Origin of the sequence: Streptomonospora litoralis, assembly GCF_004323735.1 — a bacterium.
Lineage (GTDB): Bacteria > Actinomycetota > Actinomycetes > Streptosporangiales > Streptosporangiaceae > Streptomonospora > Streptomonospora litoralis.
In genome coordinates, this window is the sequence record NZ_CP036455.1 from 5,231,946 (window position 1) to 5,243,160 (window position 11,215).

Genomic DNA, 11,215 nt, shown 5'->3' on the forward strand with positions numbered 1-11,215 from the left:
AGGCTAACCGGCGCCCGTCGAGAGCCGACACCTACCGAAGTCGGTATTTCCATCGACTCCGGAAGGGGGCGCGCTAGCCGCGCGCCTGATGTGCGCCAGGGGTGCGGCCGACCAGTCTGGTGGGCGGACGTCGGCGGACTCGCGCCCCGAAGGCGCGGCCGCCGACGTAGGGCCGCCCGACCCGGGCGGCGCGCCGAGCGGCCCGATGGGCCACCTGCCAGCTGAGGAGAAGCCCATGTCCAGCCCGGTCAGCCGAGCCGAGTCCGCGACCGCCTCCACCCCGCACCCGGCCGACGGCGGCTCGCGTCGTCGGCCGGCCGTACGCCGCGCGGCCGCGCTGGCCGGAGCGGCCGCCGCGTCGCTGGCCTGCTGGGCAGTGGCGGCCCCGGTCGCCGGGATCGACCTCACCGCCTACAAGGGCGGCGCGGTCCAACCGGTCGGCGCGGGTTCGGTCGTGTTCGCGGCGCTGCTGGCCGGATCGGCGGCGTGGCTGCTGATGGCGGTGCTGGAGCGGACGGTGCAGCGCCCGCGGCGGATTTGGACGGTCGCCGCGGTCGCTGTGCTGGTGCTGTCGCTGGCGGGTCCGCTCGTGTCGGCCGCCGGTACCGCGAGCATGCTGGTCCTCATGGGCCTGCACGCGGTTCCGGCGGCCGTGCTGATCCCGGTGATGGGACCGACGGCGGCCGCCCGCCGATAAGCCTGAGCGCGGCACCGCCGCCGCCCACCTCAACATGCAGCGACCCGGTCGGAGCCCGGCCACCGGTGGCGGGCCTCAGGCACGGTGTGGTGCGGCGTGCGCTCGGCGGCAAGCTGTCTCGCTCGCTGCGCTCACTGCGACCCATTTGCCGCAGCCTCTGTTGTGGCGGCTTTCAGGGTGGTTTGGCAGGGGGTGCCTGGCTATAGGTCTGTCTGACGCCCGACACCGCGTCCGCCCTCGCAAAGCTACGGAGGCGGGACGCCGTCGTCCCGTCCCCGTAGGTATCGCGATAGGCGGATGCGCCGTCAGCGGCGGTCGGCGTCCGGCCCTTCGTCGGTGCGGCGGTCGTTTTCGGGGCCGCGGTCTCCCGAGTCGCCGGAATCGCCGCGCAGGCCCTCGGTGAAGCCGCGGGCGGTGTCCTTGACGTCCTCCTTGGCCTCGCGGACGTGGCCCTTGGCCTGCTCGCCGCGGCCTTCGCTCTTCAGGCGCTCATTGCCGGTCACCTTGCCGGCGGCCTCCTTGAGTTTGCCGCGCACCTGCTCGCCCTTGCTTTCGCCTTTCTCGCCGGTGCTCATGTGGTCCTCCAAACGCCGCCCGAGTCCGCCGACTCCGGCGGCATAACGGAATCCGGCTTTTGTGTCCACTGCCGCATCCGGGGGCGCGCTATGCACCGCGATTTCGCACGCGTCGGTCGCCGGCGCCATCGACCGTGCACCCCACGGCCGGCAGGATCGCCTCGTCCACGACGGCCTCGATGTAGGCGTCGTCGGGCTTCGCGTGCGCGTCGATGCCGTACTTGAGCAGCAGGGCCTCGCCGATGTCGACGACGACGGGTGTCAGCCGCGCCGGATCTATGTGCCCGTGGTCGGCATAGTGCTGCAGCACGGTACGGGTGAAGCGACCGCCGCGGGCGTCGAAGACCTCCTCGTAGAGGCGCTTGTGCAGCTCGGGACGGCGCTCCGCCTCGTCCACCACGGATCGCAGCGCCATGCCGAACCGCCGCTGCATCAGGCCGTCGCGCATGAGCGTGAGTGCCGCCACGAGGTCGCCGCGCAGGTCGTCGGCGCCCGGCGAGGGGCGCTCCACCGGATACTCCCGGTAGAGGGCACCGAGCACGATGTCCTCCGGCGACGTCCAGCGCCGGTACAGCGAGGTCTTGGCGGTGCCGGCGCGGCGTGCGATGCCCTCCATTGTGACCCGGGCCAGGCCGACTTCCGCGGTCTCGTCCAGCGCGGCGGCGTAGATGGCCCCTTCCAATTCGGCACCGCGGCGCCGCCGTGCCGGCGAGGATCCGCCGCTTGCGGATGTCCGCTTCCGGTCGCTCACACCGCTCCGCTTCCTTAGATACGCAAGCGTATCTTATAGTCCGGTATTTAGATACGCCACCGTATCCAATCCAGACCGGCTCTTGCGAGGACCCGCCCATGTCCCATGAAACCGACGCCGCGGCACGCGGCGAACCCTCGACCGGATCCGCCGCGCTGCCCGCGACGCAGCGCTCGCTCGCCCCCGACCTGGCGCGCGGCTTCATGCTGCTCGTCATCGCGACCGTCCATGCCCACCTGTTCCGCGACGTGACCGGCGGAGGCGGGTTCTCGCTCGACGGCCCGCTGGACGTCGCGGCCACCGCGCTTATGGCGCTGTTCGGTGAGAACCGGGGCTATCCCATGTTCGCCGCGCTGTTCGGCTACGGGCTCGCGCAGATCCACCTGCGGCGCAGGGCCGAAGGGCGCGAGTGGCCGTGGGTGCGCCGACTGCTGCGCCGAAGGGGGCGCTGGCTGGTGGTCATCGGCCTCGCCCACACCGCCCTGCTGTTCTACGGCGACATCATCGCCGTATACGGGCTCATCGCGCTGCTGTTCACCGCGTTTCTGCGGATGAGCGACCGGCGCTTGCTCGCCCACGCATTTGCCTGGCTGGCGGCGGGCAGCCTGTGCTATGCGGTGGTCTCCGAACTGCTGTTCTCCGCCGCGGAGAGCACGGCGGGCGCGGGCGATCTCACCTGGCTGACCGACATGGCGATGCGCCTGGCGATACTGCCCGGCTTCCTGCCGCTGATGCTGGTGATCTCGGTCTTTCCGTTCCTGGTGGGCGTGTGGGCCGCGCGGCGCCGCCTGCTGGACGAGCCCGAGCGCCATCTTCCACTCCTGCGGCGGGTGGCCGTGTGGGGTGTCGGCACGGCCGTGGTCGGCGGTGTGCCGCAGGCCCTGGTCAACCTGGCAGTCTGGGACGCCGGTCCCGTGACCGCGGCGGCGGTGTTCTGGGTCCACCTGATCACCGGCTATGCAGGAGGCTTCGGCTACGCGGCGGTGATCGCGCTGATCGCCGTGCGGCTGAACCGGCGCCCCGACGAGCGGCGCGGCCCCGTGGTCGGCGCGCTGGCGGCGACGGGACAGCGTTCGATGACCTGCTACCTGATGCAGTCCGTGGCCTGGGCCGTGGTGGTACCGCCCTACGCCCTCGGCATCGGGCCCGCTCTGGGAGACGCGCAGGCGGTGGCGCTGGGCATCGGCGTGTGGCTGGCCACGGTCGTGATCGCCGACGCCATGCGCCGCGCCGGGTTCCGGCGGGGGCCCGCCGAGTGGTTCCTGCGCCGGATGACGTACGGGCGCCCGAGCGCCCCCGCCGGGGCGGGGTAGGCGCCGCCGGTGCACGACCCCGCGTGCCGCTTTCACGCCCGACGCGGGCGGGAAGGCGGCGATCGGCGCGGGTGGACGAGCGGACGGCCGGTGCGCTGCGCAGTCAGGACTTGCGGGCGACGATCCCGACCTGGGCGACGCGCTGCGGGCCGCCGTCGGCCTCGGCGGAGTCGGGGCGCCACTCGGCGCAGGACACCACGCCCGGTTCCAGGATCTCCAGCCCGTCGACGAAGGCGGAGATCTCAGCGACGGTGCGCGGAGTGATGGGCGGCGTGGCGTTCTCGTTCCAGAACTCCATCGCCGCGGCGTTGGCCTCGCCGCCCATCTCCAGCGTCGGGTGGGTCAGCGCGACGTGGCTGCCCGGCGGCAGGGCGTCCACCAGTCTGCCGACGACGGCCGCGGCCTCCTCCGTGTCGAGGACGAAGTTGAGGACGCCCAGCAGTATGAGCCCGATCGGCCGGTCGAAGTCGAGGGTGGACCGGGCCGTCTCCAGAATCCGCTCGGGGTCGCGGATGTCGGCCTCGATGTAGTCGGTGACGCCCGGCGGCCTCGACGTAAGCAGCGCCTGGGCGTGCACAAGCACCAGCGGGTCGTTGTCGACGTAGACCACCCGCGACTCGGGCGCGACGGCCTGGGCCACCTCGTGGGTGTTGTCGGCGGTGGGCAGCCCGGTGCCGACGTCGAGGAACTGGCGCAGCCCGACACCGCCCACGAGGTGGTGCACCACCCGCCGCAGGAAGGCGCGATCGGCGCGGGCGACGTCGACGATGCTGGGGAACAGCGAGCGGACGTGGTCGCCGGCGCCGCGGTCGGGCCCGTAGTTGTCCTTGCCGCCCAGCCAGTAGTTCCACACCCGCGCGTTGTGGGCCACGCTGGTGTCGATACCGGCGGGCGATGCGGCTCGCGGTTCCCGCCCGCCCTCGGCGGCCCGCCAGGGCTCCGTGACACCGTTCCCAGCGGCCTCCGCCCCGGCCGACCGGGCGCTGCCGCCCGGAGTTCCTGATTCGTCTGATTCGTACACGCGGTCACCCTAACGCCGGATTCCGCGACCGCAAGCGCACCGCGCAACGGGATACCGGCGGCGCTGTGTCCCGGCTTTTCACGGGGCGGAGGAGACTCCTGCGGCTCACAGCTGCTCCAGGGCATCGGCGGCTGTGGCGCGGAGCTGGGGAGCCAGCAGTTCGGCGTAGGTGGCGGTGAGGTGGTTGCTGTCGCGGTAGACCAGGACGTTGCCGATCACGGGCGGGCAGGTGTCGCCGATGCAGAACTCGTCGCTGAGGTCGATCACCTCGGCGTCCTCGTCGTTGGCCGCGGCGATCAACTGCGGGTCCTGTTCGGAGAAGGCGTCTGCGGTCGCCGTCATGCACTCGGGGGACTCGCGGGAGTGGCGGGAGACGCACTCGGGCACTCGCTCGCCGGTGCGGGGGGTGTCGCGGATCGCCACCACCTGGCTGCCGGCGTCCTCCAGCGGGCCCCACAACCGGCTCATCCCGGTGGCGATGTCGAGTTTGCTCTCGGACTCCGTGGCCGAATCGGCCGCGTCGGCACCGACACTGGAGCTCGTGAACACCACGTCGGGCTTGACGTCGGTGGTCAGCTCCTCCATCACCGTCTTGTTCCACTCGGCGCACTCGTCGTAGCCCTTGCCGTTGAGCTCGATAGTGGTGAGGGTGAAGGCGCACGAGGACTTGGCGTAGATGTGCAGCCGCCAGCCTTGTTCCTCGGCGATCTTGCGTAGCGCGGGCACCCATTGGGCGGCGTGGGAGTCGCCGGTCACGGCGACGGTGGTCTCGGCCTCGTCGGGGCCGTAGACGCACTTCTGGAGCGTGGTCAGCCGGGGCGACGCCTGGCACTCGTCGTAGACGTCGGGCAGGTCCTCGTTCGCGGCCACCGGCGAGGGGTAGATCTGCTCGTCGGTCGACCCGAACGGGTCGGACGTGCCCAGTGCCGCCGGACCGACGTGCACGACGGGATCGAACTCGACGCTGCGCAGCCACTCGTAGCGCGCGAACTGCGCGGCGCCGATCAGCCCCACCACCAAGGCCGCGGTGACGGCGAAGGCAGCGGCGGCGCGGCCGCTGCGCAGCAGCCCGTGGCGGCGCACCGGGTCCTCTACGGCCACCTTGGTGCCCCAGGCCAGCAGGACCGACGCGATCACCACGGCCACGCCGGAGAGCAGGGGCAGCTCGTCCGACTCCCTCAGGCTCAGGGCGAAGACGATGACCGGCCAATGCCACAGGTACAGCGCATAGGAGATGTCCCCGCCGAATCGGGCGGGCGCGCTCGACAGCAGCCCGTAGGCGGAGTAGCGCGGGTGGTGCTCGCCGGCGGCGATCACCGCCGCCGCGCCGAGCACCGGAACGGCGGCCGCGATGCCCGGGAACGGCGTCTGGCCGCTGTAGGTCCAGGCGGCCCAGCCGATGGCGGCCAGCCCCGCCCAGGCCAGAGCCCAGCGCGCCCACACCGCTCCGATGCCGTAGCGGGTCAGCACTACGGCCAGCACGCCTCCGGCCGCCAGCTCCCACATCCGCGTCTGCGGCAGGAAGTAGGCGGGCTGCGGATCGGCCGCGGTCATGACCACCGAACACACCAGCGAGGCGACCAGTACCGTCCCGGCTGCCGCCAGCACCACCCGGCGCCGTCCCAGCCGCTGGTCGCTGCGCAGCCCCAGCATGGCCCAGCCCGCGAACAGCAGCGGCCACAGCAGGTAGAACTGCTCCTCCACCGCCAGCGACCAGAAGTGCTGCACCGGGCTGGCCGCGGTCTCGGCCGACAAGTAGTCCACCGACTGGTCGGCCAAGAGCAGGTTCTCCACGTAGAACGCCGAGGCCGCCAGCTCCTTGGCGATCTCGGCCAGGCGCGGGGCGGGCAGCAGCCAGAACGCCGCCACTCCCGTGACCGCCAGCACCACGCTCGCCGCCGGGAGGATGCGGCGGATGCGGCGCGCGTAGAACCGGGACAGCGACACGCGCCCGTGCTCGCGCGCCTCGCGCAGCAGCAGCGAGGTGATCAGGAAACCCGAGATCACGAAGAAGACGTCGACACCGATATAGCCGCCGGGCAGCAGGTCGTGGTCGACGTGGTAGACGAGCACGAGCCCGACCGCCACGGCACGCAGCCCCTGCACCTCGGGCAGAAAGCGGCGGGATGCGCCGGACGCGGGTCCGGACGCCGACGCGGACGATGAGAGGGCCGTTGCATTATGTGCTTTAATGGTCACAGAGCGCGTTTCCGGGTGGGAATACGGGAGTCTCGGGGGATCGCCCGGCCGGGGGTGCGGACCGAGCAACCCCATCGTGTCGTGACACTCTTGTTACATACAAGGCGTTACCCGGAATTTATGTGAATAGTCTCAGAAGTATGTGAATCTTCCCAGGAAACGTGGATCCCCGGCAGCCGCGGGGATCGGCGGCCGCGGTCACCGTGCGAGGGGCCTGATGCCGCGGCCCGCGGTGTCGCGGAGGTGCTCTGGCATCCTGGGGGCATGGACCGGCCCGGGGTGTCCCTGCGCTTCGCGGAGGAGTTGCGGTTCCTGCTCTCCCCGCGCAACCGGGATCCCGAGGTCGAGGTGGTCCACGACCCCACCGCGACGCTGGGCCATCTGGTGCAGTCCGCCGGTGTTCCGCTCACCGAAGTCGGGGGCCTGCTTGCCGCTGGCCGCGAGATCGGGCGCGACAGCCGGTCCGAACCCGGGCTGACCGTCGACGTCCTGGGGATAACCCGGCCGCAGCGGCTGCCGTTCGACCCGCCGCGGTTCCTGCTCGACGTCCACCTGGGCGCGCTCGCCCGCCGCCTGCGCCTGGTCGGCGTGGACGCCGCCTACGACAACGACCGGGACGACGACACCCTGATCGCCATGGCGAACGAGCAGCGGCGCGCGCTGCTGACCCAGGACCGCCGCCTGCTGCACCGCCGGGCGCTGGACGCCGGGGCGTTCGTGCGCGGGCGCAAGCCCGACGACCGGATGCGGGACGTACTCGACCGCTTCGCGCCGCCCCTGGCGCCGTGGAGCCGCTGCACGGCGTGCAACGGCCTGCTGCTGCCGGCGGCCAAGGAGGCGGTGTCCCACCTGCTGGAACCGGGCACGCGGGCCACCTACAGCACCTTCGCCCGCTGCCGCGAGTGCGGCCGCGTGTACTGGCCGGGCGCCCACCACGTGCGGCTGGAGTCGATCGTCGAGACCGCGCGCGCGGTGGTCGCCGCCGCCGAGTAGAGCGGCGCACCGCAAGGCGCGGCCCCCGAGCCGGGCGGAGTCCGAAGCTGCGGGCCTGGGAACGGGCTCCGATCCCGCGGGAACTCCCGGCACGTTCCATCCGACTACTGAAGCGACGGCCACACCCGCTGTCCGCTCACCGAAGCGGCCGACACGAAAACGGATGGGGACCCCCATGCCCATCGACGACCACTCTCAGTCCACCATCGATCCCGAGCGGCCATCGCCGACCGCCGCGAAGCCTCCCCCGTCTCGTTCGTGGTGGGCTCCGCTGCGCGCGCTGCTGCTGCGGATGCACTTCTACGCCGGCGTGCTGGTGGCGCCGTTCATCTTCGTCGCCGCCGCGAGCGGCCTGCTCTACGTGTGGACGCCGCAGGTGGAGGAGCTCGTCTACGACCGCGAGCTGCACGTCGCGGCCGTCGGTGAGGCCCGCCTGCCGCTGGAGGAGCAGGTGGCCGCGGCGTCCGGCTCGCTGCCGCAGGGGACGCTGACCGCGGTGCGCCCGGGCGACGAACCGCAGGACACGACCCGGGTGCTCTTCGACGTCGACGGACTTCCCACCGACAGCCACAGCCGAGCCGTGTTCGTCGATCCCTACACCGCCGAGGTCCGCGGCACGCTGACCTCCTACGGCGGCAGCGGCGCTTTGCCCGTGCGCACCTGGATCGACCTGCTGCACCGCAACCTCCACCTGGGCGACTTCGGCCGGGTCTACAGTGAGCTGGCGGCGAGCTGGATGTGGCTGATCGCCGCGGGCGGCACCGCGCTGTGGATCTCGCGCCGGCGCCGCAGGCGGCGCGTGCGCACCACGCTGCTGCCCGAGCCCAAGGCCCGCGGGATGCGCCGCACCATGTCCTTCCACGGCTCGATCGGGCTGTGGCTGCTGGTGGGGCTGCTGTTCCTGTCGGCGACCGGGCTGACGTGGTCGCAGTTCGCCGGTCCGAACGTGGCGGCGATCCGCGGGGCGATGTCCTGGGAGACGCCGGCGGTCTCCACCGAGCTACCGGCCGAATCCCAGACCGCCGCCTCCGAGGGCGACGTCGGCGTGGACCGCGTGCTGCAGACCGCCCGCGAAAACGGCCTGGACGGCCCCGTGGAGGTGACCTACCCGGCCGGTGAGACCGCCGTCTACACCGTGCAGCAGCTGGACAGCAGCTGGCCCGTCCGCGCGGACTCGATCGCGGTCGACCCGGCCGCGGGCACGGTCGTCGACGAGGTCCGATTCGCCGACTGGCCGCTGATGGCCAAGCTCGCCGGCCTGGGCATCGACGCCCACATGGGCCTCCTGTTCGGCGTGGCCAACCAGCTGGTGCTCACCGCGCTGGCGCTGGGGCTGATGGTCGTGATGGTGCTGGGCTACCGCATGTGGTGGCGCCGCCGCCCGACCCCGGACGCCCGCTTCTCCATGGGCCGCCCCGTCCCGCGCGGTGCCTGGTCGGCCCTGCCGTGGCAACTGAAATGCGCCGTCGCGGCCGTCACCGTCGCCATCGGGGTGCTGATGCCGGTGCTCGGGGTCTCGCTGGTGCTGTTCCTGGTCGTGGACACCGTCCTGGCCGCCGGCCGCCCCGAGTCCGCGCCCTGACAGCCCCGGCACCCGCCGCCCGGCCGGGCCTCCCGCGCCGCCCCGGCCGGGCGCCCGGAGGGCGGCGGGTGGACGGTGCCGCAGGACCGGCAGCTCACCCTGCCCGAGTCCGGGGAGAGGGAGCGGTTTTTACCACAGCCGAGGCGGTCGGCAGCGGCGGTTTTCGCGGAATTCACCGGTGATCGAATTCCGACGGCAACCCCGATCGCCCCTACTCTGTTTCCAGAATCGCCCGGTATTTCCGCTTTCTCACGCACCTGCCGAATAGCCCCCGAACGCACACCGATCCCGCGAACCCAAGCGACCTGCACCGTTCCCGCGGATTCCGCGAACGCCGGATCCGCTGTCACGATTTCCCGGAATCCGCGGGGAGGGCGCCGATAAACTCGCGACGACGGCGTGGTCGGCGACGGCCGCGACTCACCGCGGAAGGGCGCATGGCAGTGCCCGGATGCGGCCGTATTCGACGCTCGGCTCGTCCCTCCCTCCTCGGCTCCCGCTTCCGCGGTAGCCCTTGCGGTCCCTCCCCTCGCGTTCGAAAGGCATCTCCATGCCCGCAGCCACGACCCGCGCCGAACCGAACGTCCAGGCCCAAGACGGCCGACCGGACCGCAACCGTCCGCGACCGCGCCCACCCGAGAACCCCGCGGCGCCGCACGAGCCCGCGTCCCTGGATGCCGCGCAGAACGCGGCGCTGGCCTCCCTCATCCGCCGACTCGCCGACGTGCGTCCCGACATCGTCGCCGCAGAGCCCGCGCCGGGCCGATGCGGTGCAGGCTCTCCCGCACCGGGTACCCGCCGCTGATCTGCGTACCCGTGGTCGTCGCCGGGGCGGACCACGACCACGGGTACGCAGATCACGGGTGGCGCCGCGCTACGGCCGGCCCAGCGTGCTCTCCCGGCGGACGAGGGCGAAGCCCGGGCGGACGTGGCGGGGTTCGGCGTGCCTGGCCTCCTCGCCGCCGTCGAGGCGGGCCAGCAGGGCGTCGACCGCGGCCTGTGCTATCCCCTGCTTGTGCGGGGCGATAGTGGTCAGCGACGCCGAGCAGTAGCGGCCGTCCTCTATGTTGTCGAAGCCGATGACGGCGACGTCCTCGGGCACGCGCAGGCCGCGTTCCGTCAGCGTGCGCATGGCTCCGATGGCGACCATGTCGTTGTAGCAGAACGCCGCGTCCGGCGAGGCGCCCGAGTCCAGGAGCCGGGCCATCGCCTGGGCGCCGTCCTCGCGGGTGTAGCCGTCGGTGGTGGCGACCAGGCCGTGCCCGTCGCCCTCCAGCGCGGCCGACTCCGCCATCACCTCCCGCCATCCGCGCAGCCGCAGGTGGGCGGTCTGGCGCGCGCGGCCGTGGCGGGCGCCGATGAAGGCGACGCGGCGGCGCCCCAGGTCGAGCAGGTGCTGGGTGGCCGTGCGTGCGGCGGTGACGTTGTCGATGGCGATGTGGTCGTAGGGCGCCTCGTACTCCCGCTCACCCAGCAGTACCAGCGGCGCGTCGTGGCCGCGGGCGAGCAGGTCCTCGTTCTCCAGCTCGATGGGGCTGAGGATGAGGCCGTCGATCAGCCGCGCCCGGAACCCCTGCGCGAAGAGGACCTCCTGGTCGCGCCGCCCGTTGGTGTGGTCGAGCAGCACGATGTAGTCGAGGCCGGCCGCGTAGCTGATCACGGCGTCGGCGAGTTCGGCGAAGTAGGGATTGCCCAGCTCGGGCAGTGCCAGGGCGATGATCCCGGTGCGGCCCTTGCGCAGGTGGCGCGCTGTGAGGTTGGGCCGGTAGCCCAGTTCGTCGATGACCTGCTGCACCCGCTGCCGGGTGGCCGGGGTGACGTGCCGGTAGCCGTTGACCACGTTGGACACGGTCTTGACCGATACACCCGCCCGCTCGGCGACGTCCTTCAGGCTGATGACCACAGCGCCCCCTTCGCACGCGCGCCCTGCCCGCTCACATCCGCGCCGTCCGGCTCCGAGACTACGAGCGGATCGGCGCGGCGCGGCGCCGGTTGAAGGCGCTTACCGACGTACGGGCAGGCCGGGTCATCGGCTTGCTCGGGGGATGCCCGTGCCCGGTGTCGATGCTGACTTTTCCATCGTT

General features: G+C 72.2%; 10 protein-coding genes. 5 read left to right on the forward strand and 5 right to left on the reverse strand.

All coding sequences use genetic code 11. The features are described from left to right. Window positions 1-235: 235 nt before the first annotated feature. Entirely contained in the window at window positions 236-697 is a 462-nt protein-coding gene (locus tag EKD16_RS22275; protein ID WP_242677121.1) for a DUF6069 family protein, read from the forward strand. Window positions 698-1,002: 305 nt separating this feature from the next. Here EKD16_RS22275 and EKD16_RS22280 read toward each other — a convergent pair whose 3' ends face one another. Then, window positions 1,003-1,272: a CsbD family protein gene (locus tag EKD16_RS22280; protein WP_131101097.1), complete on the reverse strand. Its 270-nt coding sequence runs from the start codon at window positions 1,270-1,272 to the stop codon at window positions 1,003-1,005. Between the two features lie 88 nt (window positions 1,273-1,360). Then, window positions 1,361-2,023, reverse strand: a complete 663-nt coding sequence (locus EKD16_RS22285; protein ID WP_131101099.1) for a TetR/AcrR family transcriptional regulator — start codon at window positions 2,021-2,023, stop codon at window positions 1,361-1,363. Between the two features lie 98 nt (window positions 2,024-2,121). Between EKD16_RS22285 and EKD16_RS22290 the strand changes: the two genes are divergently transcribed. Then, the gene (locus EKD16_RS22290) at window positions 2,122-3,336 is read left to right on the forward strand and encodes a DUF418 domain-containing protein (RefSeq protein WP_131101101.1); all 1,215 of its coding nucleotides are present in this window, start codon (window positions 2,122-2,124) and stop codon (window positions 3,334-3,336) included. Between the two features lie 103 nt (window positions 3,337-3,439). Here EKD16_RS22290 and EKD16_RS22295 read toward each other — a convergent pair whose 3' ends face one another. Then, window positions 3,440-4,219, reverse strand: coding sequence for an SAM-dependent methyltransferase (locus tag EKD16_RS22295; protein ID WP_131102870.1), 780 nt, complete (start codon window positions 4,217-4,219; stop codon window positions 3,440-3,442). 243 nt (window positions 4,220-4,462) lie between these two features. Further along, entirely contained in the window at window positions 4,463-6,463 is a 2,001-nt protein-coding gene (locus tag EKD16_RS22300; protein ID WP_131101103.1) for an acyltransferase family protein, read from the reverse strand. A 357-nt stretch (window positions 6,464-6,820) separates the two neighbouring features. Between EKD16_RS22300 and EKD16_RS22305 the strand changes: the two genes are divergently transcribed. The 3 genes from EKD16_RS22305 (at window position 6,821) to EKD16_RS22315 (ending at window position 9,936) form a co-directional block, all read left to right on the forward strand. Then, the gene (locus EKD16_RS22305) at window positions 6,821-7,549 is read left to right on the forward strand and encodes a Mut7-C RNAse domain-containing protein (RefSeq protein WP_131101105.1); all 729 of its coding nucleotides are present in this window, start codon (window positions 6,821-6,823) and stop codon (window positions 7,547-7,549) included. 175 nt (window positions 7,550-7,724) lie between these two features. Then, a complete protein-coding gene (locus EKD16_RS22310) occupies window positions 7,725-9,131 on the forward strand; it encodes a PepSY-associated TM helix domain-containing protein (RefSeq protein ID WP_131101107.1) in 1,407 nt (468 codons plus the stop codon). A gap of 550 nt (window positions 9,132-9,681) precedes the next feature. Then, entirely contained in the window at window positions 9,682-9,936 is a 255-nt protein-coding gene (locus tag EKD16_RS22315; RefSeq protein ID WP_131101109.1) for a hypothetical protein, read from the forward strand. A 69-nt stretch (window positions 9,937-10,005) separates the two neighbouring features. On the opposite strand, the gene EKD16_RS22320 is transcribed toward EKD16_RS22315, so the two are convergent. Continuing rightward, window positions 10,006-11,034: a LacI family DNA-binding transcriptional regulator gene (locus tag EKD16_RS22320; protein ID WP_131101111.1), complete on the reverse strand. Its 1,029-nt coding sequence runs from the start codon at window positions 11,032-11,034 to the stop codon at window positions 10,006-10,008. Between the last annotated feature and the right edge of the window lie 181 nt (window positions 11,035-11,215).